This window comes from Streptomyces sp. TLI_146 (genome assembly GCF_002846415.1).
Taxonomy (GTDB): Bacteria; Actinomycetota; Actinomycetes; order Streptomycetales; family Streptomycetaceae; genus Streptomyces.
The window spans coordinates 5807755-5831813 of record NZ_PJMX01000001.1 but is presented as its reverse complement, the minus strand read 5'-3'; the positions used below and the strand labels follow the sequence as shown (position 1 = coordinate 5831813).

The 24059-nt window shown below is 72.6% G+C and carries 23 protein-coding genes and 2 pseudogenes; 10 read left to right on the top strand and 15 right to left on the bottom strand.

From position 1 onward, the window contains the following. The first annotated feature begins 393 nt into the window (after positions 1–393). Together BX283_RS26215 and BX283_RS26210 are read left to right on the top strand one after the other, a co-directional pair. The gene (locus BX283_RS26215) at positions 394–2385 is read left to right on the top strand and encodes a DEAD/DEAH box helicase (protein WP_306822823.1); all 1992 of its coding nucleotides are present in this window, start codon (positions 394–396) and stop codon (positions 2383–2385) included. Positions 2386–2487: 102 nt separating this feature from the next. Continuing rightward, a complete protein-coding gene (locus BX283_RS26210) occupies positions 2488–3345 on the top strand; it encodes an alpha/beta fold hydrolase (protein WP_101389943.1) in 858 nt (285 codons plus the stop codon). Between the two features lie 293 nt (positions 3346–3638). Here BX283_RS26210 and BX283_RS26205 read toward each other — a convergent pair whose 3' ends face one another. Continuing rightward, positions 3639–4469, bottom strand: coding sequence for an NYN domain-containing protein (locus tag BX283_RS26205; RefSeq protein ID WP_257584379.1), 831 nt, complete (start codon positions 4467–4469; stop codon positions 3639–3641). A 362-nt stretch (positions 4470–4831) separates the two neighbouring features. Here BX283_RS26205 and BX283_RS40745 point away from each other — a divergent pair, with 362 nt between their 5' ends. Further along, positions 4832–4984, top strand: a complete 153-nt coding sequence (locus BX283_RS40745) for a hypothetical protein (RefSeq protein WP_180357254.1) — start codon at positions 4832–4834, stop codon at positions 4982–4984. Between the two features lie 89 nt (positions 4985–5073). Here BX283_RS40745 and BX283_RS26200 read toward each other — a convergent pair whose 3' ends face one another. The 4 genes and pseudogenes from BX283_RS26200 to BX283_RS26185 all read right to left on the bottom strand — a co-directional run bounded on the left by BX283_RS26200 (position 5074) and on the right by BX283_RS26185 (position 8204). Continuing rightward, on the bottom strand, positions 5074–5679 hold the full coding sequence (locus tag BX283_RS26200) for a MarC family protein (RefSeq protein ID WP_101389942.1): 606 nt from the start codon (positions 5677–5679) through the stop codon (positions 5074–5076). Between the two features lie 203 nt (positions 5680–5882). Beyond that, positions 5883–6746 (bottom strand): PHP domain-containing protein, encoded by an 864-nt coding sequence (locus tag BX283_RS26195; RefSeq protein WP_101389941.1) that lies wholly within the window; start codon positions 6744–6746, stop codon positions 5883–5885. 119 nt (positions 6747–6865) lie between these two features. Further along, a pseudogene (locus tag BX283_RS26190) lies at positions 6866–7503 on the bottom strand (DUF6758 family protein). Between the two features lie 116 nt (positions 7504–7619). Continuing rightward, positions 7620–8204 (bottom strand): suppressor of fused domain protein, encoded by a 585-nt coding sequence (locus BX283_RS26185; RefSeq protein WP_101389939.1) that lies wholly within the window; start codon positions 8202–8204, stop codon positions 7620–7622. Positions 8205–8631: 427 nt separating this feature from the next. Between BX283_RS26185 and BX283_RS26180 the strand changes: the two genes are divergently transcribed. After that, positions 8632–9759 carry a magnesium and cobalt transport protein CorA gene (locus BX283_RS26180; protein WP_101389938.1) on the top strand — a complete coding sequence of 376 codons (1128 nt, stop codon included), beginning with the start codon at positions 8632–8634 and terminating at the stop codon, positions 9757–9759. On the opposite strand, the gene BX283_RS26175 is transcribed toward BX283_RS26180, so the two are convergent. After that, the gene (locus BX283_RS26175) at positions 9737–10654 is read right to left on the bottom strand and encodes a DMT family transporter (protein ID WP_257583877.1); all 918 of its coding nucleotides are present in this window, start codon (positions 10652–10654) and stop codon (positions 9737–9739) included. The genes BX283_RS26180 and BX283_RS26175 overlap by 23 nt on opposite strands. Before the next feature lie 112 nt (positions 10655–10766). Here BX283_RS26175 and BX283_RS26170 point away from each other — a divergent pair, with 112 nt between their 5' ends. Further along, positions 10767–11276, top strand: a complete 510-nt coding sequence (locus BX283_RS26170) for a hypothetical protein (RefSeq protein WP_101389936.1) — start codon at positions 10767–10769, stop codon at positions 11274–11276. A gap of 178 nt (positions 11277–11454) precedes the next feature. On the opposite strand, the gene BX283_RS26165 is transcribed toward BX283_RS26170, so the two are convergent. Then, the gene (locus BX283_RS26165; protein WP_101392582.1) at positions 11455–12204 is read right to left on the bottom strand and encodes a hypothetical protein; all 750 of its coding nucleotides are present in this window, start codon (positions 12202–12204) and stop codon (positions 11455–11457) included. Positions 12205–12420: 216 nt separating this feature from the next. On the opposite strand from BX283_RS26165, the gene BX283_RS26160 reads away from it, so the two are divergent. The 3 genes from BX283_RS26160 to BX283_RS26150 are packed head-to-tail and all read left to right on the top strand — an operon-like array spanning position 12421 to position 15440. Then, positions 12421–13692 carry a magnesium transporter MgtE N-terminal domain-containing protein gene (locus BX283_RS26160; protein WP_101389935.1) on the top strand — a complete coding sequence of 424 codons (1272 nt, stop codon included), beginning with the start codon at positions 12421–12423 and terminating at the stop codon, positions 13690–13692. Beyond that, complete coding sequence (locus tag BX283_RS26155; protein WP_101389934.1) at positions 13685–14266, top strand: DUF1003 domain-containing protein; 582 nt, start codon at positions 13685–13687, stop codon at positions 14264–14266. The genes BX283_RS26160 and BX283_RS26155 overlap by 8 nt, the downstream gene beginning before the upstream one ends. A 40-nt stretch (positions 14267–14306) precedes the next feature. Then, a complete protein-coding gene (locus BX283_RS26150; RefSeq protein ID WP_101389933.1) occupies positions 14307–15440 on the top strand; it encodes an Mrp/NBP35 family ATP-binding protein in 1134 nt (377 codons plus the stop codon). Positions 15441–15603: 163 nt separating this feature from the next. Here BX283_RS26150 and BX283_RS26145 read toward each other — a convergent pair whose 3' ends face one another. The 5 genes and pseudogenes from BX283_RS26145 to sigE all read right to left on the bottom strand — a co-directional run bounded on the left by BX283_RS26145 (position 15604) and on the right by sigE (position 20673). Further along, complete coding sequence (locus BX283_RS26145; protein ID WP_101389932.1) at positions 15604–16281, bottom strand: hypothetical protein; 678 nt, start codon at positions 16279–16281, stop codon at positions 15604–15606. A 164-nt stretch (positions 16282–16445) separates the two neighbouring features. Next, positions 16446–16904 (bottom strand): sec-independent translocase, encoded by a 459-nt coding sequence (locus BX283_RS26140; protein ID WP_101389931.1) that lies wholly within the window; start codon positions 16902–16904, stop codon positions 16446–16448. A gap of 166 nt (positions 16905–17070) precedes the next feature. Then, positions 17071–18939 (bottom strand): S1C family serine protease, encoded by a 1869-nt coding sequence (locus BX283_RS26135; RefSeq protein WP_101389930.1) that lies wholly within the window; start codon positions 18937–18939, stop codon positions 17071–17073. A gap of 86 nt (positions 18940–19025) precedes the next feature. Then, on the bottom strand, positions 19026–20015 hold the full coding sequence (locus tag BX283_RS26130; RefSeq protein WP_101389929.1) for a zf-HC2 domain-containing protein: 990 nt from the start codon (positions 20013–20015) through the stop codon (positions 19026–19028). After that, positions 20012–20673: pseudogene (sigE, locus tag BX283_RS26125) on the bottom strand (RNA polymerase sigma factor SigE). The gene BX283_RS26130 and the pseudogene sigE overlap by 4 nt, the downstream one beginning before the upstream one ends. 275 nt (positions 20674–20948) lie before the next feature. Here sigE and BX283_RS26120 point away from each other — a divergent pair. Further along, positions 20949–21653, top strand: coding sequence for an O-methyltransferase (locus BX283_RS26120; RefSeq protein WP_101392581.1), 705 nt, complete (start codon positions 20949–20951; stop codon positions 21651–21653). Between the two features lie 103 nt (positions 21654–21756). On the opposite strand, the gene BX283_RS26115 is transcribed toward BX283_RS26120, so the two are convergent. After that, the gene (locus BX283_RS26115) at positions 21757–21924 is read right to left on the bottom strand and encodes a DUF3117 domain-containing protein (RefSeq protein ID WP_009997451.1); all 168 of its coding nucleotides are present in this window, start codon (positions 21922–21924) and stop codon (positions 21757–21759) included. 309 nt (positions 21925–22233) lie between these two features. On the opposite strand from BX283_RS26115, the gene BX283_RS26110 reads away from it, so the two are divergent. Continuing rightward, a complete protein-coding gene (locus BX283_RS26110; protein ID WP_101389928.1) occupies positions 22234–23034 on the top strand; it encodes an enoyl-CoA hydratase/isomerase family protein in 801 nt (266 codons plus the stop codon). A 21-nt stretch (positions 23035–23055) separates the two neighbouring features. Here BX283_RS26110 and BX283_RS26105 read toward each other — a convergent pair whose 3' ends face one another. Continuing rightward, entirely contained in the window at positions 23056–23643 is a 588-nt protein-coding gene (locus tag BX283_RS26105) for a DNA-3-methyladenine glycosylase I (protein ID WP_101389927.1), read from the bottom strand. Beyond that, a complete protein-coding gene (locus BX283_RS26100) occupies positions 23640–23963 on the bottom strand; it encodes a DivIVA domain-containing protein (protein WP_257583870.1) in 324 nt (107 codons plus the stop codon). The genes BX283_RS26105 and BX283_RS26100 overlap by 4 nt, the downstream gene beginning before the upstream one ends. Positions 23964–24059: the final 96 nt, after the last annotated feature.

The following is a 24059-nucleotide window of genomic DNA, read 5'->3' as shown; positions in this document are numbered from 1 at the left end:
GTTCCCGGGAATTCGCCCAACACACATGCGCGAATCCGGGGTACAGTGGTAATGAGCCTGCCGAGGATCATGTATTCGGCGGGCGGCTTGATGAATGAGGATGCCCGGTCGGTCGCCCGGTCGGCTCCGACCCGACAGCCCTCCAGTGCGGCACGTGACAGTGCGTAACCGCAGATGAGGGACCCTCAGCGGCACGAGCGCTTGAGCGACGGCAGTGGTCCCGCGCCACCCGGCCCGGTCGATCCCCGACACCGGCCGGATGTACCCCGGCACGGTACGACCCGCCGCGTTCGCCTCCGTACCGCGTCTCACAGAAGAGGCAGCACCCTGACTACGTTCCGAGAGCTCGGGATCCTTCCCGAGACCGCCGAGGCCCTCGAAGCCGTCGGCATCGTGTCCCCGTTCCCCATCCAGGAGATGACGCTCCCCGTCGCGCTCTCCGGCTCCGACGTGATCGGCCAGGCCAAGACCGGCACCGGCAAGACGCTCGGCTTCGGTCTGCCGCTCCTGGAGCGCGTCACCGTCCCCGCGGACGTCGAGGCGGGCCGGGCCAAGCCCGAGCAGCTCACCGACGCCCCGCAGGCGCTCGTCGTGGTCCCCACCCGCGAGCTCTGCACCCAGGTCACCAACGACCTGCTCACCGCCGGCAAGGTCCGCAACGTCCGCGTGCTCGCCATCTACGGCGGCCGGGCGTACGAGCCGCAGGTCGAGGCCCTCAAGAAGGGCGTCGACGTCATCGTCGGCACCCCCGGCCGGCTGCTCGACCTGGCGGGCCAGCGCAAGCTGGACCTCTCCCACGTCCGCGCGCTCGTCCTCGACGAGGCCGACGAGATGCTCGACCTGGGCTTCCTGCCCGACGTCGAGAAGATCATCAACATGCTTCCGGCGAAGCGCCAGACCATGCTGTTCTCGGCGACCATGCCGGGCGCCGTCATCGGCCTGGCCCGTCGCTACATGTCGCAGCCCACGCACATCAGCGCCACCTCGCCGGACGACGAGGGTGCGACCGTGGCCAACACCACGCAGCACGTCTTCCGCGCCCACTCGATGGACAAGCCGGAGATGGTCGCGCGCATCCTGCAGGCCGAGGGCCGCGGACTCGCGATGATCTTCTGCCGTACGAAGCGGACGGCCGCCGACATCGCCGAGCAGCTCGCCAAGCGCGGCTTCGCCTCCGGCGCGGTCCACGGCGACCTCGGCCAGGGCGCCCGCGAGCAGGCGCTGCGCGCCTTCCGCAACGGCAAGGTCGACGTGCTGGTCTGCACCGACGTCGCCGCCCGCGGCATCGACGTCGAGGGCGTGACGCACGTCATCAACTACCAGTCGCCGGAGGAGGAGAAGACCTACCTCCACCGCATCGGCCGCACCGGCCGCGCGGGCAAGAAGGGCATCGCGGTCACGCTGGTGGACTGGGACGACATCCCGCGCTGGCAGCTGATCAACAAGGCGCTGGACCTGGGCTTCCCCGACCCGGTCGAGACGTACTCGACGTCCCCGCACCTGTTCGAGGAGCTGAACATCCCGGCGGGTACGAAGGGTGTCCTGCCGCGCGGCGAGCGCACCCGCGCCGGTCTCGCGGCCGAGGAGCTCGAGGACCTGGGCGAGACGGGCGGCCGCGGCCGCAAGTCCGCCGCGCCGGTCGTGACCGAGGAGCGCCCCGAGCGCACCCGCACCCCGCGCCAGCGCCGCCGCACCCGTGGCGGCTCGACGGTCGAGGCGGACGCTCCGGCGCCCGTGGCCACGGAGCCGGCCGATGCGGCTGCCGCGGACACGGAGCCGCGCACCCCGCGCCGCCGTCGTCGTACGCGGGTGGCCCCGGTGGAGGCGGCCCCGGTCGCCGAGGCCGTCGCCGCTCCGGTGGCCGTGGCCGAGCCGGTCGCCGCGCCGGTCGTCGAGGCCGTGGTGGAGACCGTGGTGGAGGCGGAGCCCAAGCCGCGCCGCACCCGGACCCGCAAGGCCGTCGCGGCCGTCGCCGAGGCGCCCGTCGTCCCGGCCCCGGCCGAGCCCGTCGCGGTCGCCGAGGCCGAGCCGAAGCCCCGCCGCACGCGTGCCCGCAAGGTCGCCGCTCCCGTCGTCGAGGCCGTCGTCGAGGCGCCCGCGAAGCCGCGCCGCCGCATCCGCAAGGCCGCGGAGGCCGAGGTCGGCTTCCTGACGCCGGAGTCGGCCGCGCTGGAGATCGCCGCCGCGAAGGCGGCGGAGGCCACGAAGCCGGTGCGTACGCGCAAGAAGGCCGTCGCCGTCGAGCCCGACGCGTCGGTCGCCGCCGAGCCCAAGCCGCGTCGTACGCGCGCCAAGAAGACGGCGGAGGCCGCCCCCGAGGCGACCGAGGCCGAGCCCAAGCCCCGCCGCACGCGCACCCGCAAGGTCGCGGCGCCCGAGGCGTAAGCAACACCGCGTCCTTCGGCCCGGCATCCCCACGGGGGTGCCGGGCCGAAGTGCGTCCGGGGCGCCGCTCCGGGCCCCGCGCACCCCGGTTACGCTCGGCATATGAGCAAGCCCCGGTCCCTGGTCCTGCCTTCGGGCACGCGCGCGTACGCGCTGGTGACACCGCGCGGCCGGTTCGCCGTGCTCGACGCGGAACCCGTCGGACCGGCGCTCGGCACCGCGCTGCTGCTGCCCGGCTTCACCGGCAGCAAGGAGGACTTCCTCGCGCTCCTGGAGCCGCTCGCCCGGGCCGGGTACCGGGCGGTGGCGGTCGACGGGCGGGGCCAGCACGAGAGCCCCGGGCCGCGCGGCGCGGGCGGCTACACGCCCCGCACCCTCGCCGAGGACGTGATCGCGCAGACGGCGGCGCTCGGCGACGGGCCGGTGCACCTCGTCGGCCACTCCTTCGGCGGACTGGTGGCCCGCTCGGCCGTCCGCCTCTCCCCCCGCTCGTTCCGCTCGCTGACGCTGCTGTCGTCGGGGCCGGGCCATGTCGGTCCGGAGCAGCGGGCCAAGATCCGGCTGCTGCGGGCCGCGCTGCCGGTGCTGCCCCCGGCGGCGGTGTGGGCGGTGACGCGGTGGCTGGACAGCCGCGATCCGGCGTACGAGCCGGACGCGCCGGAGATCGCCGCGTTCCTGCGGCAGCGGTGGTTCAACACCCGGCCCGGCCAACTCATCGCAGCCGGGCGGCAGTTGCGTACGGAACCGGACCGGACCGAGAACATCGCGGCGCTGCCGGTGCCGCTGCATGTCGCGTACGGGTCGGGGGAGACGGTGTGGACGGTCGAGGAGCTGGCTGCGCTCGCCCGCTCCACGGATGCGCGCCACACGGTGATCGCGGGCGCGGGGCACTCCCCCAACGTCTCGCACGCCGAGGCGTTGGCTGCGGCGCTGACGGAGTTCTGGGCGACGGGGGTCTGAGGCGGCAGTTCGTCTCCGGGCCGTTGGTGATCTGAGCGCGCGGTTCCCCGCGCCCCTGAAGAGGCCGTCGTTTGTCTGCGGGCCGCGGGTGGCTGGTCGCGCAGTTCCCCGCGCCCCTAACCCCTCGCTCGTCTGCGGACCGTGGCCGGTTACTCGCGCAGTTCCCCGCGCCCCTAAAAGCCTGTGGCTAAGCTGGGTTCTCCGGCTGCGGCCGACCCCCCAGGGGCGCGGGGAACTGCGCGACCAGCCACCCACCCACCCGCAGACGAACACCGGGCCGACAAGGGGCGCACTCAGTACTGGGACTGCAAGTGCTGCCAGAACCCATCCCGCAGCGCCCGCCGCAGATCCGCATGGCCCCGCAGCGACCGCTGGAGCAGGCGTTCCGCCTCCACCAGGAGGTCCTGGTCGACCGGGCCGGGCAGATACGGGTGACCCGGCAGCAGCTGGGCCAGGGCCGCCCGGCCCCGCGAGGACAGCCACGTCGCGGCGATCTGCGCGCCCACGAAACGGACGTCGTCCCGCGTCGGCGCGGGCCCGCTGTCCTCGTACATCGTCACCGGCCGCCGCGTCACGTACGGCTTGCAGAAGTCCAGGTCGAACGTGCGCTGGCTGTCGACCTCCCACAGCAGCGGCTCCGCCTGGTTGCGCCCCTCCGCCGCCTCGATGCCCCACAGATGGACCCGGGCGCCGTACCCCTGCGCCGCCTCCACCGCCGAGACCAGGTCCTCGTCGCCGCCGATGAGCGCCGCGTCGCTGATGGCGCGGTGCCGGGCGAGGGACTCCAGGTCGGAGCGGATCAGCGAGTCGACGCCCTTCTGCTGGTTGTTGGCGTTGAGGTTGCCGAGGCGGACCTTGACGTCCGGCAGCTCGGCGATCGACTGCTGCTCGGAGGTATGGATGCGACGGCGCGCGCCGTCGTACCAGTACACCCGGAGCAGCCGGCTGTCCGCGAAGATCGTGCGCGCCTTGTCGATGAAGGCCTCGATCAGCCCCTCGGCGTCGAGGTCGAAGGACCGGCGGTCCTCCGTCCCGGCGACCAGCAGGCCCGCCGCCGCGTACACATAGCCCGCGTCGACGAAGATCGCGTGGGTCGAGGGCGTCTTGGCCACCTCGGCCAGCATCCGCCGCAGCAGCTGGTTGGTGCGCTCCAGCTGCGCGCCGATGCCGGACGCCGCGGAGCCGCCCGCGTCGGTGGGGTGGACCGGGCCGCCGGGGCCGTCGGGGATGCCTGGGATGTCGCCTGCGTCGCTCATTGCCCCCCATTCTCCGTGGCGTGAGCGATCCCACACAACCGGTGCCTTACCTGCCAGTATTTAGACCGTGAAAAAATTTCCTTAGCGTAGGGAATGTTTGCCAAGGGCAACCCGTTGAACAGTCGTAACGGGCGGGCAACTGTCCGGACTCCGTGAGGGTGCAGGCTGGAGAAGCCGAGCCCCCCGCACCAGTAGTTCTCCTTCAGGAGGATCAGACGAAGGGAGAAGCCATGCGCTTCGAAATCATGCGCCTCAACGACGTCGACGGCTCCGCCGTGGACAGCACCGTCGTGGACGCCGCCTCCGTCAACCGGATCGTGCAGCAGGCCGCCGCAATCGGCCAGCGCATCTACATCCGCCCGGCCGACAGTCCGGCTTCGTAACGCGTAAGGATCTTCTACGCGGCAAGCCGAAGCGCCCCCGCACCGAATCGTCGGTGCGGGGGCGCTTTCCGTTACGCGGCGGACAGCCGTCAGGTGCCGTGGATCACCTGGGTGACGCCGTTGATGATCTGCTGCACCGCGAGCGCGGAGAGCATCATGCCCGCGAGCCGCGTCACCAGGACCACACCGCCGTCCTTGATCACCCGGATGATCAGCAGCGAGTACCGCATGACCAGCCAGAGCACGATGTGCATCGCCAGGATCGCGCTCCACACGGCGACCTGGCCGGAGAACGTGTCGTGGTTCTGGACCGCGAGGATCACCTGGACGATCGCGCCGGGACCGGCGAGCAGCGGCATGCCGAGCGGCACCAGCGCCACGTTGACGTCCTTGGTCTGCTTCGGCTCCTCCATCTTGCCGGTGAGCAGGTCGAGCGCGATGAGCAGGAGCAGCAGACCGCCCGCGATCATCAGCGCGGGCACGTCGATGTGCAGATACGCCAGGATCTGGTTGCCCACCAGACCGAACACGGTGATCACGCCGAGGGCCACGGCCGCGGCCTGCCACGCCATCTTGCGCTGCACCTTGGCGGCGCGGCCGGAGGTGAGCGCGAGGAAGATCGGCGTGATCCCGGGGGGATCCATGATGACGAAGAGGGTGAGGAACAGGGAGCCGAAGACGGCAGCGTCGAACACGGTGGTGCCTTGCAGGAAGAGGGGTGTACGGGGAAAGGGGGACCCCGCATGGCGGAGTCCTCCGGGGAGGGCAAGCGAAAGGGCCCGGGCTCGGCGGACTTACGGAAGGCCGGTGCGGTACCGGCGCCCCCAAGGGGCGCGGGGACTGCGCGACCAGCCACAGACAACCCGCAGCCGAACGAACCGCACTCCTCGCGGAGCGCTCAGCGGTCGGTTCCGCCCGCGCCCGGAACGGGGAACGCGCCCGTCGCACGGCGGGTGATCTCACCGTAGATCTCGGGGTCGGTGGTGCACTCCCCGAGCCGCACGGCCTTGCGGTCGCCGTGGTAGTCGCTGGAGCCGGTGGTGAGCAGCCCGAGCTCGCCGGCCAGTGCGCGCAGCCTCGCGCGCGTGGGCGCGTCGTGGTCCGTGTGGTCGACCTCGATGCCGTCGAGGCCGGCCGAGGCGAGCTCGGCTATGACCGTCTCGGGCACGACCCGGCCGCGCTTGACGGCGAGCGGGTGCGCGAAGACGGTGACCCCGCCGGCGGCCTTGACCAGCCGGATCGCGTCGAACGGGTCGAGCTCGTGCTTGCCGACGTAGGCACGTCCGCCGTCCGCCAGCCACTCGGGCACGAACGCGTCCGACACCGAGCCGACGACACCCAGTTCGACCATCGCCTCGGCGACGTGCGGGCGGCCGACCGAGCCGTCGCCCGCGATCCGCGCCACCTGCTCCCAGGTGACGGGGACGCCCAGCTCCTGGAGCTTGGCGACCATGCCCCGGGCGCGCGGCACCCGGTCGTCGCGGACCAGCTCGCGCTCGCGCGCCAGCTCCGGCTCCTCGGGGTCGAAGAGGTACGCCAGCATGTGCAGCCCGATGCCGTCGACCCGACAGGAGAGCTCGGCGCCGGTCACCAGGGTCAGGCCCGCGGGGAGCACGGCGGTCGCCTCGGCGTATCCCCGGGTGGTGTCGTGGTCGGTGAGCGCGATGACGTCGAGACCGGCGGCGGCCGCGTTGCGGACCAGCTCGGCCGGGGTGTCCGTACCGTCGGAGGCCGTGGAGTGGGTGTGCAGATCGATGCGCACGCGTGACTCCAGGCGTAGAACCGGCAGGGGGGACAATCAAGGATAACTGCGCGTAGCCCCTGTCCCGCCCGTAACGGCTGTGGCGGTCACCGCACTCGGGGCGCCCTGCCACGCGCGCGTCACGACAGGATCCGCGGCGACAGCGCCCCGCACGGCACCAGCTCGACCTCGGCGCCCGCGTCGCGCAGATCGGTGAGGACCAGCTCGTCGTAGAGCAGCAGGCCCGACTGCTCGGGCCAGACGATCGCCCACAGCCACAGGCCGCGCGCCTCGCCCGCGAAGACCGCGCGGTCGTCGGGCGTGCCGGTCACATGCCACAGCGGGGTGGGCCGCCCGGCCGCGAGGACCTTGGTGTGCGGCGGCTGGTCGACGCTGATGTACGGGCCGGGGTCGGGGCCGTCGATGCCCGCGTACCGCGCCCCGAGGCCGACGCCCAGCTCCTCCGCGACGAGCAGCAGCTCACCCATGCCGCCCAGCGGGGCCGGGCCGGAGCAGGCCACCGCGGTGGCGCGCCCGCCGTTGCGGTCGTCGCCCGCGCACGCCACGCCGGTGAAGAGCCAGCCGATCGGCAGCGGCCACGGCATCCAGACGGGCACCTTCGACCGGTGCACCACGACGCCGAGGGCCTCGACGCTCGGGGGACCACCGGCTGCAGCGGATGCACCGTCCCGTGCACATCGCACTGCCAGGAGTCGGCAAAGAGACCGGGCGCCCTGACCCGGCCTCCGCACTTCGGGCAACTGGGTTCGCCCCTCATAAATGCCCACGGTCCTCCCCGTCCCGCGCCGCGTCAAGGACGATCACCCGTCCGGCGTGTGGGGCGCCCCGGTGACGGACGCGGGGCCGCGGCATCGTGCGGCCGCGGCGGAACGTTCAGTCCAGCCGCACGGACCCCCGCAGCGGATCCCGCAGATCCGTCCCGTTCGCCAGCCAGCGCTCCTCCAGCTCCTGCGCGCCCCGCACCCGCTTCCACGCCGCCTCGTTCGCCGTCATCGGCAGCAGCGGCAGGAAGCGGACCGGGTCCATCGGGTCGTCGAGCTCCAGGTCCTCGACGAGGCCGCCCGGCTCCGCGACCAGGACCGAGCTGAACGGCGCTCCGGGCCACAGCGGTTCCCCGATGTCGAGCGAGGCGCCGGGGGCCACGATCACGCCCTCGACCTGCGGGGTGGAGGCGAGGACGGCGAGCGGCCGCAGCACCTTGTCCGTGTCGGCGAGCCCGGCCCGTACGGACAGGACCAACTCGGCGCGCGGGCCCTTGACCGGGTCGGCGAGGGCGGCGGCCGGGTCGGTCATGGGCTGGGCCGACATGCCGAGGGTGGCGTAGCGGACGATGTCCCCGTCGGCGAAGCGCAGCACCTCGATGCGGTCCGTACCGAGGAAGGTCACCGCGGCGCGCGCGTCCGGTTCGCCGAGGGCGGTACGCAGCCTGGCCTCGACGAGAGCAAGAACATCAACCATGAGTTGAGCATAGAAGCCGTATCGAACGAGCAAAGTACGGACTTGACACTTGCGCCGGCTGATAGTCTTGGCCGCTGTTCAGGGCAGCAGGAAGTCCCTCACGGGGGACCGGCCGGAGGAGGTGGGGCTGCGATGGATCGAAGTCGGCCTGGCAGTACCAACCGCTCTTCCGTGCGCCTTCGTTGTTCCCTGTGATCGAGACCTCCTTACCCGGCCGTTCCACCGGGAAACCTCTGAGTCTCATGGCATTTCGCACGACGGAAGAGCACATCGCCTCACCCAGTCCGTTTCCGTAGCGAACGCCGTCACCGCACCCGCGGTACCGCCCGCTTTGCGGACGTACGCAGCTGTACGCAGCCGTCGCGTCACGTCCCCATTCCCGGCAGTGCCACGCCCGCCGGCGGCCCCTCCGTGAAGGAGTTCTGCCATGTCCATGATCCGTGACCTGCGCGCCGCGGTCCGCCCGTCCCTGCGCCCTTCGCTGCGCAAGAGCACCGCCCCGTACAACTCGTACGACCCCACCCGCGACCCGTCCGCGAGCAGCGCGGTCGTCGACTGCGCGGTCTACCGCGACGGGCTGCGCACCCAGGCCGACTCGTGCCTGTCGCCGCGCGAGGCGATGCGGCGGGTTCAGGAGGACGGCGGCTTCGCCTGGATCGGGCTGCACGAGCCGACCGAGGCCGAATTCGCCGGTATCGCGGCCGAGTTCGGGCTGCACCCGCTGGCCGTCGAGGACGCGGTCCACGCCCACCAGCGGCCCAAGCTGGAGCGGTACGACGACACGCTGTTCACCGTCTTCAAGACGGTCCACTACGTGGAGCACGCCGAACTCACCGCGACCAGCGAGGTCGTGGAGACCGGCGAGGTCATGTGCTTCACCGGCCGGGACTTCGTGATCACCGTCCGGCACGGCGGCCAGGGCTCGCTGCGGGCGCTGCGCAAGCGCCTCCAGGACGACCCCGAGCTGCTCGCCAAGGGCCCATCGGCCGTGCTGCACGCCATCGCGGACCAGGTCGTCGACGGGTATCTGGCGGTCGTGGACGCGATGCAGGACGACATCGACGAGGTCGAGATCGACGTCTTCTCGGCCCCCTCCAAGGGCAGCCCGCGCGGCACGGACGCCGGGCGGATCTACCAACTCAAGCGCGAGGTGCTGGAGTTCAAGCGGGCGGTCTCGCCGCTGCTGCGGCCGATGCAGCTGCTCAGCGAGCGGCCGATGCGGCTGGTCGACCCGGACATCCAGAAGTACTTCCGGGACGTCGCCGACCACCTCGCGCGCGTGCAGGAGCACGTCGTCGGCTTCGACGAGCTCCTGAACTCGATCCTCCAGGCCAATCTGGCGCAGGCGTCGTTCGCCCAGAACGAGGACATGCGCAAGATCACCTCATGGGCGGCGATCATCGCCGTACCGACGATGGTGTGCGGGGTGTACGGCATGAACTTCGACCACATGCCGGAGCTGCACTGGAAGTACGGCTATCCGCTCGTCCTGGCCGCCATCGCCGGAAGCTGCCTCGTCATCCACCGCACGCTCAAGCGGAACGGTTGGCTCTGACGACGAGGGCGAGCCCGGCGAGGATCACCACGAGGGCGGGCCAGGCCAGCGCGGGCGGCTGCTGGCCCAGCCAGAGCGCCGCGATGAGGGCGGCGCCCGGTGTCTCCAGGAGGATCGCCGTGGACGTCACGGACGCCCCCAGGCCCCGCACCACCCGGTTGAGCAGGGAGTGGCCGAGCAGCTGGGCGGCGACGGTGAGCGCGGCCAGCTTGGCCCAGGTCGCCCCGGAGTACGAGGTGAGGTCCGCGCCGCTCGCCAGACAGGCGGCGAGCAGCCCGGCGGCGGCCGTCCCGTAGCAGAGGTAGGTGTACGGGACGGTGTCCACGGTCCGCCGGACCTCGGCGCCGAGCAGCACGTATCCGGCGGCCGCGATACCGCCGCCGAGGGCGAGCGCGTCACCGGCCAGGGCGCGCGGCGAGGTGGTCATGTCGACGCCGGTGAGCATCACCACGCCCGCGCAGGCGACCAGCGTCCCGACCCACACCATCGCGGGCGGCCGGTGGCCGCGCAGGCGCAGCGCGATGGTGGTCCAGATCGGGGTGGTGGTGCACAGCGCGGTCGAGGACGCCACCGACGTCATCCGCAGGCTCGGCAGCCACAGCCCGAAGTGCAGCGCGAGCAGCGCCCCTGCGGCGATGGCGAGGCCCGCCTCGCGCCGGGTCAGCCCGCGCAGCTGCGCCCGGTACCTGAGCGCGGCCAGCGGGGTGAGCGCCCCCACCGCCATGGCGTTGCGCCAGAACGCGATGGCCAGCGCGGGGGCCGCCGTCGCGGCGATGAGCGGCGCGGAGAGCGACACGCTGGTGATGGCGACGGCGAGCAGCGCGAAGTCCAGCCGGGGCGCCGCCGGAGAGGCGGTCAGGGCCGGGGTGGCGGCGGACGCGGTGGTGGTGGGCACGACAAGAGAGTAAGGGGCGGAGAGTAAGGCGCTAAACATATTTACGGAACTGTCGGTCCGGGCTGTGGACAACGCCGCCACCCCCGTACCGGCCGTCCCATAAAGTGACCCCATGACACCTGCGCTGCTCGACCGGGCCCTCGTCGAGGAGGCCACCAAGAAGTCCGGGCTGATCTGGGTGCGGGGCACCGGGACGGCCGACCGCGCGCTGTGGCACGTATGGCACGACGGCGCCGCGTATGTGGTGGGCGGCGGCCCCGGCGAGCAGCCCCTCGAAGGCCTGGCCGACGGCGGCACCGCCGAGGTGACCGTCCGCAGCAAGGACAAGGGCGGCCGCCTGGTGGTCTGGACGGCCGCGGTGAGCGAGGTCGCGCCGCAGAGCGAGCTGTGGGAGGCGGTGGCCGCCGAGCTGAAGACGAAGCGGCTGAACGCGCCGGACGGGGAGGCGGTGACGGGGCGCTGGGCGCGGGAGTGCCGGGTGCTGCGCCTGGCGCCGGTTTCGGTGCGCACCGAGATGCCCTCCGGTTCGCTGGCCGCCCGCCCGGTGGAGACGTCAGCCACGACCCGTCGGCCGGCGCCGGCGGCGCTGCCGAGGCTTCTGCTGAAGCGGAAGCGGCGCTGAAGGGGCCGGTCTTCGTCTGCGGGTGAGTGGCGGGCTGGTCGCGCAGTTCCCCGCGCCCCTAAAAGTGCCGCTCCGCGGCAATCCCCTGGGCGCCCCGAAGGGGCGCATCTATAGGGGCGCGGGGAACTGCGCGACCAGCCCGCCACCGGCCCGCAGACAAAGACCGGGCCGCGAAGCCCTACCGCTTCGGAAGGCGGCTCCCGTAATCCACCGTCGCGTCCTTCGACGGCGGCGCCAGTGCGAAGTCCTGGTTCCAGTCGCCCAGTTCCAGGACGCCCGCGCCGCCCGCGCGCTCGAAGCGCAGGGGGTACGGGGTGCCCTGGAGCGAGACGTCGAGCGTGCCGCCCTCGCCGTCCTCGCCCGCCTTGACGCGGATGGTGCGCACCTCGCCCACCTTGGACCGGTCGCCCTTGGAGAGCTCGCCCTGGAGCCCGAGCATGCCCTTCAGGAGCGCGCTCTTGTCCGTGAAGCCGCGCAGCTCCTGGTACGACGGGTCGCCCGAGGGCACCTTGACGTACTTGTCGTCGAGCTGCTTGCCCGCCGCCGCGCTCCCCGGGTCGCCGCCCTTGTCCTTGTGCGACCAGAACCCGGCGTCGGCCTTGAGGAAGAGCTCGTCGCCCACCCGCAGCAGCGTGAACGTGCTGTTCTTCGAGGTGACCGTGCCGGTCGCGCCGGTCCCCTTGAGCCGCATGTCGATCCGGTACGAGCCGCCCTTGCTGACCAGCGTGCCGCTGAGGTGCACCGCGTCGGCGCCGTCCGCCGCCGTGCGCGCCTTGCCCTCGATGTCGGTGGCGGAGAGCTTGCCGACGCCGTTGGTGCCCTCGTCCGGGTCCGAGGAGCACGCCGTGACGGCCGTGGCGAGCCCCGCGCAGAGTGCGACGGGGAGCGCGGCCCGGCGGGCCCGTACGGACAGGGAGCGAGTGGTCACCGGCACACGGCCTTTCGTCGGAGCGCGCGAGGTGGGGGGCGCGAAGTCGGGGTCGGCAGAGGGCACCCTACCCGGGCCGTCTACGCTGCCCGGCAGAGAGCCGTACGGACGCCCCTCAAAGGCGCGCCGGATGGTCACCGGCTAGCCTGAATCAGATATTCAGCGCCATTTCAGGCCGCGACAAGGTCGGATCACGCCCAAGAGGAGGCGCTCAGCATGGCGGCAGGCGTCCCCCGGATCTTCGTCTCGCACCTCTCCGGCGTCGCCGTCTTCGACCCCAACGGCGACCAGGTGGGCCGGGTGCGCGACCTCGTCGCCATACTGCGGGTCGGCCGCCGCCCGCCCCGGCTGCTCGGCCTCGTCGTCGAGGTGGCCGGCCGCCGGCTGATCTTCCTGCCGATGACCCGGGTCAGCGGCGTCGAGTCCGGCCAGGTCATCACCACCGGCGTCGTCAACCTGCGCCGCTTCGAACAGCGCCCCACCGAGCGGCTGGTGCTCGGCGAGCTGCTGGACCGCCGGGTCACCCTCGTCGAGAAGGGCGAGGAGGTGACGGTCCTGGACGTGGCCATCCAGCAGCTGCCCGCCCGCCGCGACTGGGAGATCGACAAGGTCTTCGTACGGCGCGGCAAGGGCGGCGCCCTGCGGCGCAAAGGCGAGACCCTGACCGTCGAGTGGTCCGCGGTCACCGGCTTCTCCCTGGAGGAGCACGGCCAGGGCGCCGAGAGCCTGCTCGCCACCTTCGAGCAGCTGCGCCCCGCCGACCTCGCCAACGTGCTGCACCACCTCTCCCCCAAGCGCCGCGGCGAAGTGGCCGCCGCCCTCGACGACGACCGGCTCGCGGACGTGATGGAGGAGCTGCCGGACGACGACCAGGTGGAGATCCTCGGCAAGCTGAAGGACGAGCGGGCCGCCGACGTCCTGGAGGCGATGGACCCGGACGACGCCGCCGACCTGCTCTCCGAGCTGCCCGAGGAGGACAAGGAGCGCCTGCTGACGCTGATGCAGCCGGACGACGCGGCCGACGTGCGCCGACTGCTCAGCTACGAGGAGCGCACCGCGGGCGGTCTGATGACCACCGAGCCGATCGTGCTGCGCCCGGACGCCACGGTCGCGGACGCCCTCGCGCGCGTACGCCAGCAGGACCTCTCGCCCGCGCTCGCCGCGCAGGTGTACGTGTGCCGGCCGCCCGACGAGACGCCGACCGGCAAGTACCTGGGCACCGTGCACTTCCAGCGGCTGCTGCGGGACCCGCCGTTCACCCTGGTCTCCTCGATCGTGGACAACGACCTGCCGCCGCTGTCCCCCGAGACCCCGCTGCCCGCCGTCACCGCGTTCCTCGCCGCGTACAACATGGTCGCCGCGCCCGTCGTGGACGACAGCGGCTCGCTGCTGGGCGCGGTCACCGTCGACGACGTCCTCGACCACCTGCTGCCCGAGGACTGGCGCGAGGCGGAGTTCCACGCCGCCGAGGGGGGTTCGCATGGCTGACCGCACGGAGGAGCGCGACCGCACGCGCGCGTCGGGGGCGAGCGCCGTGCCGCGCGGCCCGCGCACCCGCCTCGACCTGCCGCGCGCGCCCCGGCCGCGCCTGCTGCCCGAGTACGACCCGGAGGCGTTCGGCCGCTTCTCCGAGAAGATCGCCCGCTTCCTGGGGACCGGGCGGTTCATCGTCTGGATGACCCTGGTCATCATCCTCTGGGTGGTCTGGAACATCTTCGCGCCGGCGCCGCTGCGCTTCGACGAGTACCCGTTCATCTTCCTGACCCTCGCCCTGTCGCTCCAGGCCTCGTACGCGGCCCCGCTGATCCTGCTCGCGCAGAACCGGCAGGACGACCGCGACCGCGTCAACCTGGAGCAGGACCGCAAGTCCAACGAGCGCTCCATCGCCGACACCGAGTACCTGACCCGGGAGATCGCCGCGCTGCGGATGGGCCTCGGCGAGGTCGCCACCCGCGACTGGATCCGCTCGGAACTGCAGGACATGATCAAGGAGATGGAGGACCGGCGCGTCGTATTCCCGCCGGAGGCCCCCTACGGAAGTGACGAATCAGACCGCCGCTAGGGCTTTCCGGAGGCGGGACCCGGCGCCGTACCATCTCCATATGGTTACGGATGACGCGGTGCGCGAGGCACTGGCGACGGTGAACGACCCAGAGATCCACCGACCGATCACTGAGCTCGGCATGGTCAAGACGGTCGAGATCGGGACGGACGGGGCGGTCGCGGTCACGGTGTACCTCACGGTCTCCGGCTGCCCGATGCGCGACACGATCACGAAGAACGTGACCGAGGCGGTCGAGCGGGTCGAAGGCGTCACGCGCGTCGACGTCACGCTCGACGTGATGAGCGACGAACAGCGCAAGGAGCTCGCGACGTCGCTGCGCGGCGGCACCGCCGAGCGCGAGGTGCCCTTCGCCAAGCCCGGCTCGCTGACCCGCGTCTACGCGGTGGCGTCCGGCAAGGGCGGCGTCGGCAAGTCCTCGGTGACGGTCAACCTCGCCGCGGCGATGGCCGCGGACGGGCTGAAGGTCGGTGTCGTCGACGCCGACATCTACGGGCACTCGGTGCCCCGCATGCTGGGCGTGGACGGCAAGCCCACCCAGGTCGAGAACATGATCATGCCGCCGTCGGCGAACGGCGTGAAGGTCATCTCCATCGGCATGTTCACCCCCGGGAACGCCCCGGTCGTGTGGCGCGGCCCGATGCTCCACCGCGCCCTCCAGCAGTTCCTGGCCGACGTCTACTGGGGCGACCTGGACGTCCTCCTGCTCGACCTGCCCCCGGGCACCGGCGACATCGCGATCTCGGTGGCCCAGCTGGTCCCGAACGCGGAGATCCTGGTCGTCACGACTCCCCAGCAGGCGGCCGCCGAGGTGGCCGAGCGGGCGGGCTCGATCGCGGTCCAGACCCACCAGAAGATCGTCGGCGTCGTCGAGAACATGGCGGGCCTGCCCTGCCCGCACTGCGACGAGATGGTCGACGTGTTCGGCACGGGCGGCGGCGAGAAGGTCGCCGAGGGCCTGACCAAGACGACCGGCGCGAACGTGCCGGTGCTCGGCTCGATCCCGATCGACGTCCGCCTGCGCGAGGGCGGCGACGACGGCAAGCCGGTCGTCCTCTCCGACCCCGACTCCCCGGCGGGCGCGGCCCTGCGGGCGATCGCGGGCAAGCTGGGCGGCCGCCAGCGGGGCCTGTCGGGCATGTCCTTGGGGATCACCCCGAGGAACAAGTTCTAAGAGTTCCAGAGGAACAAGTTCTTACCTGCGGGCCGGTGGGGGCTGGTCGCGCAGTTCCCCGCGCCCTTGGGAGGGCCCTTCGGGCCCATCTAAGGGGCGCGGGGAACTGCGCGAGCAACCCACCACCGGCCCGCAGCCGCGATACAACCGTCCCGAAGCGGACCTAGGCGTACGTGGTGATGTCCTTCACCACCGCGAACCCGAGCCCGTACGCGCTCAGCCCGCGCCCATACGCACCCAGATGCACCCCGCCCCCGGCCGTCCCGGCCAGCACCCAGCCGAACTCGGACTCCCGGTAGTGGAACGGCGTGGCGACCCCGTCCACCGGCAACGACAGCGTCGTCCAGTCCGGCCCGGCCAGGTCGTCCGCCAGCTCCCACGCCGCCTCGGTCTGCTGGTCCAGCCACTCGCCGCGCAGCACGTGGTCCATCTGGGCGGGCCAGGTGAACGAGAGCAGACCGGACCCGGCCAGCCAGGCCGCGGAGGAGACCGAGGTGGCCTCCAGCACTCCCGTACCGTCGCCGCTGCGGCGCGTGGGGTTGGCGGGCACGCTCACGACCACCGCGAAGCGCTCGCGCTCGGCGGCGGAGCGGTCGGTCGCGTCGGGCCGTATCGACGGCTCGTCGCCGTGGCCGGTGGACCCGTGCTGCACGGTGCCGTCCGCCGCCGTGGCCACCTGCATCAGCCAGCGCGGCCCGCTGAAGGCCTCGTCCAGGCCGTACCAGGCGAACGGCGCCCGCAGATAGCCGTCGACCGCACGGCGGGCCGCCGGCACCCCTTCCGGTGTGGACGGGGTGTCCTCGGTGGACCCCTGTGCCGCTACCCGACTCGTCGTCTCCACTGCCCGGCCGCCTCCTCGATCCGTAGGTGTCCGCAGCGGCCCGCCCCCCTCGGGCGTCCTGGCTGCCGGACCTATGGAGGATAGCCACCCCGGCCCCGCCCACCGGGAATGACGGTGCTGACGTGGCTCGGATTGACGTCTTGTACGAAAGCCGGGGGGTTGTGTCAGGTCGCGTCGGCGTCGTACGGGGGGCGCTCGCCGGGGTCGAGCTTGTCGCGCTTCTTGAGGAGGTCCGGCGTGCCCGCCACACCCGCGGCCGAGCCGTTGGCGGCCGTGGTGGACCCGGCGGCCGCGCTCTCGCGGCCGTGCACCGCGTCCGCGACCTCTTCCATGTCCTTGCGCAGGTCGAAGCTGTTGCGGATCTCCTTGAGACCCAGGTCGTCGTTGTCCATGAGCTGCTTGCGCACGAACGTCTTCGGGTTCAGGTCCTCGAACTCGAAGTCCTTGAACTCCGGGCCGAGTTCGGCGCGGATGTCCGCCTTGGCGGTCTCCGAGAAGCTGCGGATCTTGCGGATGAAGCCGGAGATGTCCTGGATCAGCTTGGGCAGCTTGTCGGGGCCGAAGATGAGCACAGCGAGGACCACGAGGGTGACGAGCTCCATGGGCCCTATGTCGTTGAACACCTGCTGCTCCTCGTGGCTCTGCTCCCGGGTCCAGTCATGGACCGCTCCACGGTACCCGCCGAAACTGTCGAAACGGTACCTACCCGGTGACCTTTGGCCGCCGCTTGCCCCACGGGTGACCGATAGGCGACCCGGGGCGGGCCCTCGCGGCGGCCCGAGGCACAGGTCAGGACGTGGCGGAGCCCAGGGTGAGGGTCAGCCGCTGCTCCTGGCCGCCGCGCTTGAGCGTCAGCTCCAGGCGGTCGCCGGGGCGGTGCGAGCGGATCTTGACGATCAGCTCCTCGGCACTGTGCACACGCTGGCCGTCGACCTTGGTGATCACGTCCTCGGGCTTGATGCCCGCGGTGGCGCCGGGGCCGCCGGGGGTCACGGACGGCTTGCCGTCGGCGGCCTTGGCGCCGACCCGGGCGCCGTCGCCGGTGAACTTCATGTCGAGGGTCACCCCGATGACCGGGTGGGTGGCCTTGCCGGTGTTGATCAGCTCCTCGGCGACCCGCTTGCCCTGGTTGACCGGGATCGCGAAGCCCAGGCCGATGGAGCCGCCCTGGCCGCCGCTGTCGCTGTTGCCCGCGGCGCGGATCGCGCTGTTGATGCCGACGACGTGGGCGCGCGAGTCGAGCAGCGGGCCGCCCGAGTTGCCCGGGTTTATCGGGGCGTCGGTCTGAAGCGCGTCGACATAGCTGACGTCGCTGCCGTCGCCCTTCTCGCCGCCCGCCGTGATCGGGCGCTCCTTGGCGCTGATGATGCCCGAGGTGACGGTGTTGGAGAGGTCGAAGGGGGCGCCGATGGCCACCACCGGGTCGCCGACCTGGACGTTGTCGGAGTTGCCGAGCGGCAGCGGCTTCAGCCCGGAGACCCCGGTGACGCGGACCACGGCGAGGTCGTAGCCGGAGTCCCGGCCGACCACCGTGGCGCGGGCGGTCTCGCCGCCGCTGAACGTCACGCTGATGTCGCCGGACGAACCCGCGGGCTGCACGACGTGGTTGTTGGTGAGGATGTGCCCGGCGTTGTCCAGCACGAAGCCGGTGCCGGTGCCGGACTCGCTCTCCCCGCTGACGTGCAGCGTGACCACGCCCGGCAGGGCGCTCGCGGCGATCCCGGCGACGCTGTCGGGCGCGCGCCCGGTGGGCCCCTTGCCGGCCTGCGGCAGGTCGACGCGGGTGACGCCGGTGCGCTCGATGTACGCGCCGACCCCGCCGCCGATACCGCCCGCGACCAGCGCGAGGACGACGGCCCCGAGGACGAGCGCCCCGCGCCGCGGCTTCCGCTGCTGCGGCGCCCCGGCGGTGCTCAGCGGCTGCCCGGCCGCGCCCCACGGGTCGTACTGCACCCACTGGGAGGAGGGCGCCACCGGCGGCACGCCTTCCGGTGCGGGGTACGGGGCCGGGGCCTCCGGTGCCGGGTAGGCACCCTGGGGCGGGACCGCCCCGGCGGGCGGCGCCGGCCGCTGCACGGGAGGCGCGGGCGCCCACGGCCCCGGCCCGCCGTACGGCGGCGTCCCGTACGGATCGGGGGCGTGCAGGGGCCGCCGGGGCGCGGCCAGGTCCTCGGACCGGGCGGGGTCGTGGACGGGCTCCTGGACGGGCTCCTGGGCAGGCTCGTCGACCGGCGCGGCGGGTGCGGGCTGCACCGATGCGGGCTCGGCGGAAACAGCCTCGTGGGCGGGGTCGGCAGGCGCGGGCGGCGCGAGCCGATACGCCGACTCGTCCTCGACGGGCTCGCCCTGGGCCAGCGAGTACGGCAACTCCCCCTGCCCGGAACCCTCCGGCGCACCCGCGGCCGGTACGTCCTGCGCACCCGGCACCACGGCCTCGCCCGAAGCGTGCGCGGCCGGAACCGCCACGTCCCCGACCACCGGCTCACCCGGTACCGAAGCCTCCGGCGGCACGGGCGCGCCCGGCGCCACCGGCTCACCGTGGACCGGCGCCTCCGGCGGAGCCAGGTCGTAGGTCTCCTCGGCCGCGGAGCCGTCCCCGCGCGGGGTGGGACGGTTCCACCATCTCGGCTTGGACCCGGTGGGCTTCCCGTCGTTCATGCTCTCCCCGCAACTGTCCTGCGTGCCCCCGGGGGCACCCCTCCCAGGGATTCAACCAGGTTTGCCGGGAGGAGCGCAGGGCACGGTCAGTGCCGGGGAGCCGCCAGCTGCGTCGGCGGTACGGACGGGGTGGCGCCGGGGAGCGCGAGTGGCGGTGTGACCGGCCGCATCGCCAGGGTGGCGACCGCCGGACGTATCAGCGGAGGCAGGGACGAACTGCCCAGCAGAGCGGCCAAGGGGGTCCCCCCTGTTCCTTTGGAGCTTGGGGGCGGGTTGCCGAACTGCTGGGACGGCTGGGACGGGATGCCGTTGAGCCCGGCCAGACCCATCGGGACCGGCGCCGTGTACTCGGGAGCCAGTGGCGCGCTCGCCGCGCCGCCGTGTCTGCGCTGCGACTCCATGGACAGGGACGTCCCCGAGGCCGGAGCGGCCGACGGGCTCTGGGCCCGCAGCGGCGTGACATTGCTGCCCGAGCCGTCGCCCCGGGCGGTGGTGTCCGGCCCGGAGTCCGACGGGACCGCGGCGCCGAGCGCGATCGCCGCGAACGAGACGGCGCTGGCGGCGGCGAAGGCGATCCTGCGCCCGCGCCACGGCGAGCCCGAACGCTCCTCGGGGCGGCCCACGGATGGGGGCACCCCCTGCTCATTCAGAGCTTGGGGGAGGATCCGGAAGCCCCGCCCGGGCAGCGCGCCGCCGAGGACGGCCGCATGGGCCCCGCCGGGTGCGTAGCCGAAGCGCCCGGCCGGGTCGCGCGGGTCGCTCAGGACTCCGGGCGAGAAGACCCCGTCGGCAAGGCGGCCCCCGCCGAATGGTCCCCGACCGTCGTCGTCACCTCCGGACCCCCCGGGCAGCCCCTGGAGCCGGGCCAAAAGGCCCTCGGAGGGGGCGGGCGGTGCCGTCTGCGCGAAGACGCTCTTGACGCGGCGCTGGGCGTCGGCCTCGGCCTTGCACTTGGGACAGGTCGCCAGATGCGACAGGACGCGCTCGCGCGCGTCATGGCTGAGCTCGCCGTCGACCAGGGCGGCGAGGCGGTCTCCCAGATGCTGTTCCGCGGGAGTGGGACTGGTGCCGGTCACGCGGTCCCCTCTCCGACCGCCCCCGGGGCGCCGGGCGCCACCCCCGCGAGGGCACGCTGCTGCTCGGCCCGAGCCTCGGGCGAGCGGTGCTTGAGGGCCTTGCGCAGATGCGAACGGCCGCGGTGGATGCGGCTGCGCACGGTGCCGAGCTTCACGCCGAGGGTGGCGGCGATCTCCTCGTACGACAGTCCTTCGATGTCGCAGAGGACGACGGCGGCGCGGAACTCGGGCGCGAGGGTGTCCAGCGCCTGCTGGACGTCGGCGTCGAAGTGCGCGTCGTTGAAGACCTGCTGGGGGACGGGTCGCGGCTGGGGAGGCGCTCGGCCGCGTCGTCGCCCAGGGCGTCGAAGCGGATGCGCTGGCGGCGGCGGACCATGTCCAGGAAGAGGTTGGTGGTGATCCGGTGCAGCCAGCCCTCGAACGTGCCCGGCGTGTAGGTCGACAGCGAGCGGAAGACGCGGACGAAGACCTCCTGGGTGAGGTCCTCGGCGTCGTGCTGGTTGCCCGTCAGGCGGTAGGCGAGGCGGTAGACGCGGCCGCTGTGCGTGCTGACGATCTCCTCCCAGGTGGGAGGGGTCCACGCCGGGGAATCCGCGTCGGCGAAGGTCGCGGTGGCTGCGGAGTCTGCGGCGGTGGAACGGTCAGCGGTGTAGGTCACGGATTTCGGCTCACCCGCCGACCTGAGAAAGCGCCGGAGCACTCCTCCCCGATCCACAGGCGCAGCCGCACCTCCCCTGTCGGCTCTGGTGGTGTCCAGTGGAGCCCCTACCATAGCCACCTCGCCCGTTAGCTCCGGATAAGAATCTTTACGCGCATTTGGGACGGGCTTCGTGCCCCTCGCACCGCGCTGCTTCCCGGACCGCTCGGGGACCGGGATTCCGTACTCGCCCATCTCGTCCATGTATCCCCCCGCCCTTCATAACGCCCGGTCCCATCTGCGGGTTCCCGGGTGCAGCGGATACAGTCACCGTTGCGCGCCAACTACGGGGACAGGAGAGGGCCATTACCGCCAACCGGCAGACGAGCTGGGCGTTCGCCGACGCCTTTGTCGCCGAGGACGACGCGCTGCGCTGGGCCCGCGAGCGGTCCCGGGAGGCAGGACTGCCTTCGGTGTCCCCGGGGACCGGGGCCGCGCTGCGCCTGCTCGCTGCCACCGCCGACGCCAAGGCGGTCGCCGAGATCGGCACCGGAACCGGCGTCTCCGGGATCTATCTGCTCCAGGGCCTGCGGCCGGACGGCGTGCTGACCACCGTCGACCCCGAGGCGGACCGCCAGCAGTTCGCCAAGCAGGCGTTCCGCGCGGCGGGCTTCGCCGGGAACCGGGCGCGCTTCATTCCCGGGCGCGCCCTGGACGTACTGCCCCGGCTCGCCGACGGCGGATACGACCTGGTGTTCTGCGACGGCGACCGGCTGGAGTCCCTCGACTACCTCGCTGAATCGTTGCGCCTGCTGCGGCCCGGCGGCATCGTCTGCTTCGAAGGGGTCTTCGCCGACGGCCGTACGGTCGACTCCGGCGTCCAGCCCGCCGAGGTGCTGCGACTGCGCGACCTCCTGCGGACCGTACGGGAGAGCCAGGAGCTCGTCGGGTCGCTGCTGCCGGTGGGCGACGGCCTGCTCTGCGCCGTGAAGCGCGGCTGACGGCTTTTCACGGGGCTCGCGGCCCCGGAAAACTACTCCGCCCCGGGCCGGTACTCGCGTACCGGCCCGGGGCGGGGGCAGATTGGGGGTCAAGCCCGCTGAATCAGCCGACGACCTTCTTAAGAGCGTCACCGAGCGCCTCGGCCTCGTCCGGGGTCAGCTCGACCACAAGCCGTCCGCCGCCTTCGAGCGGAACGCGCATGACGATGCCCCGCCCCTCCTTGGTCACCTCGAGCGGGCCGTCGCCCGTCCGCGGCTTCATGGCCGCCATGCTGTTTCCCCTTCCTGAAACCAGCTCATCGCAGCCGGCGGCCCCATGACAGGCACCGTGTTACCGGCATCGAACACATTGCTTCCAGGTCATTATCCCGCATCGCAGGACCCGATGACCAACATCGGTCGGCATCGCTTGCGCAACGCGCTCTATCAAAACCACCCAATTCGGCGATCCGCCTGCGATACTTCGCCACCCCCGGTCCGGGCGGTGGCCGGGATTGTTTGACGCAGGTCACATGTGCGGCGCCGATGATCTCCGCCATGCTGGGCGGACACGACACCGCAACGGAGGGGATCCATCCCAATGGCCGACACCGTGCTCTACGAGGTGACCGACGGGCTCGCGACGATCACGATCAACCGTCCCGACGCCATGAACGCCATGAACACCGAGGCCAAGGTCGCCCTGCGGGACGCGGCGCGGGCCGCCGCGGCGGACCCGGCGGTACGGGCGGTCCTGCTCACGGCGACGGGCCGGGCGTTCTGCGTGGGCCAGGACCTCAAGGAGCACGTGGCCCTGCTGGCGGCGGACCGCGCGGCGGGCACCGGCTCCACGATGAGCACGGTCCGCGAGCACTACAACCCGATCGTGAAGGCCCTCACCGAGATGCCCAAGCCGGTCGTGGCCGGGGTGAACGGGGTCGCGGCGGGCGCGGGCTTCGGCTTCGCGCTGGCGGCCGACTACCGGGTGGTGGCCGACACGGCCGCCTTCAACACCTCGTTCGCGGGCGTCGCCCTGACCGCCGACTCGGGCGTCTCCTGGACGCTCCCCCGGCTGATCGGCCACTCGCGCGCCGCCGACCTGCTGCTCTTCCCGCGCTCGATCACGGCGCAGGAGGCGTACGAGCTCGGCATCGTCAACAAGCTGGTCCCGGCCGACTCGCTGGCGGCCGAGGCGGCGGCGGTGGCCCGCGCGCTGGCCGCCGGCCCGACGCTCGCGTACGCGGCCCTGAAGGAGTCCCTGGCGTACGGGGCGGGGCACTCGCTGGCCGAGGCGCTGGAGAAGGAGGACGAGCTCCAGACGCGGGCGGGGGCCTCCGAGGACCACGGGATCGCGGTGGCGGCGTTCCTGGCGAAGGAGAAGCCGAAATATGTGGGGCGCTGAGCCATCCGTGGCCCGTACCCCTTAGGGGGTACGGCCGCCCCGGGCCACACAGTCCGCCAGGTGGTCGTCCACCAGGCCGCAGGCCTGCATCAGCGCGTACGCCGTCGTGGGGCCGATGAAGCGCAGGCCCCGCTTCTTGAGGGCCTTGGAGAGCGCCGTCGACTCGTCGGTGACCGGGGGGACGTCCGCCAGGGTGCGCGGGGCCGGGCGGGAGGCCGCGTCCGGGGCGTACGACCAGATCAGCTCGTCCAGCTCGCCGGGGGCCCAGTCGGCCAGTACGCGCGCGTTGGCGATCGTCGCCTGGATCTTGGCGCGGTTGCGGATGATCGATTCGTCGGTCAGCAGCCGCGCCGCGTCCTCGTCCGTGAAGGCGGCCACCTTGGCGATCCGGAAGTCCGCGAAGGCGCGGCGGAAGCCCTCGCGGCGGCGCAGGATGGTGATCCAGGACAGGCCCGACTGGAAGGCCTCCAGGCACAGCCGTTCGTAGAGGGCGTCGTCGCCGTGGACCGGACGGCCCCACTCGCTGTCGTGGTAGTCGACGTAGTCCGCGCTGGACAGGCCCCACGGGCAGCGCAGCCGGCCGTCCGGGCCGGGGATGGCGGTGCTCACTTGCGGGGCTCCTCGTCGCGGGGTGCGTGGGCGGCGCTGAGCGCCTCCTGGAGGTCGGTGATCCGGGCGTCGCGCTCGGCGAGCTCGGCGGCGAGGCGGCTCAGCACGTCGTCGACGTCGGCCATCCGGTAGCCGCGCGCGGCCACCGGGAGCCGCAGGGCGTCGATGTCCGCGCGCTCGACCGGGCGGCCCTCGGGCAGCGGGTCGGTGAGCCGCTCGGGACCCGTCTCGGGCAGCACGGCGCCGTCGCCGCCGCCCACCACGGCCAGCGTGACCGCGGCGACCACCACGACCATGGCGATCAGCAAGAACCAGAACACGCGCGAAGCCTCTCCCCGCCAGCCGGAATCCGTCGGGTCCGATCGTGCCATGCGCGGCTGGGAGTTAGGGTCTGTCGGGCGGCGCGGACCGGCCCG

What these genes read in the sequence shown, in the direction of transcription:
- BX283_RS26210 (WP_101389943.1), top strand. Translation starts at nt 2,488, where the DNA reads ATGAGCAAGCCCCGGTCCCTGGTCCTGCCTTCGGGCACGCGCGCGTAC.
- BX283_RS26205 (WP_257584379.1), bottom strand. Translation starts at nt 4,469, where the DNA reads ATGCTGGCCGAGGTGGCCAAGACGCCCTCGACCCACGCGATCTTCGTC.
- BX283_RS40745 (WP_180357254.1), top strand. Translation starts at nt 4,832, where the DNA reads ATGCGCTTCGAAATCATGCGCCTCAACGACGTCGACGGCTCCGCCGTG.
- BX283_RS26185 (WP_101389939.1), bottom strand. Translation starts at nt 8,204, where the DNA reads ATGGTTGATGTTCTTGCTCTCGTCGAGGCCAGGCTGCGTACCGCCCTC.
- BX283_RS26180 (WP_101389938.1), top strand. Translation starts at nt 8,632, where the DNA reads ATGTCCATGATCCGTGACCTGCGCGCCGCGGTCCGCCCGTCCCTGCGC.
- BX283_RS26170 (WP_101389936.1), top strand. Translation starts at nt 10,767, where the DNA reads ATGACACCTGCGCTGCTCGACCGGGCCCTCGTCGAGGAGGCCACCAAG.
- BX283_RS26160 (WP_101389935.1), top strand. Translation starts at nt 12,421, where the DNA reads ATGGCGGCAGGCGTCCCCCGGATCTTCGTCTCGCACCTCTCCGGCGTC.
- BX283_RS26155 (WP_101389934.1), top strand. Translation starts at nt 13,685, where the DNA reads ATGGCTGACCGCACGGAGGAGCGCGACCGCACGCGCGCGTCGGGGGCG.
- BX283_RS26150 (WP_101389933.1), top strand. Translation starts at nt 14,307, where the DNA reads ATGGTTACGGATGACGCGGTGCGCGAGGCACTGGCGACGGTGAACGAC.
- BX283_RS26135 (WP_101389930.1), bottom strand. Translation starts at nt 18,939, where the DNA reads ATGAACGACGGGAAGCCCACCGGGTCCAAGCCGAGATGGTGGAACCGT.
- BX283_RS26115 (WP_009997451.1), bottom strand. Translation starts at nt 21,924, where the DNA reads ATGGCGGCCATGAAGCCGCGGACGGGCGACGGCCCGCTCGAGGTGACC.
- BX283_RS26110 (WP_101389928.1), top strand. Translation starts at nt 22,234, where the DNA reads ATGGCCGACACCGTGCTCTACGAGGTGACCGACGGGCTCGCGACGATC.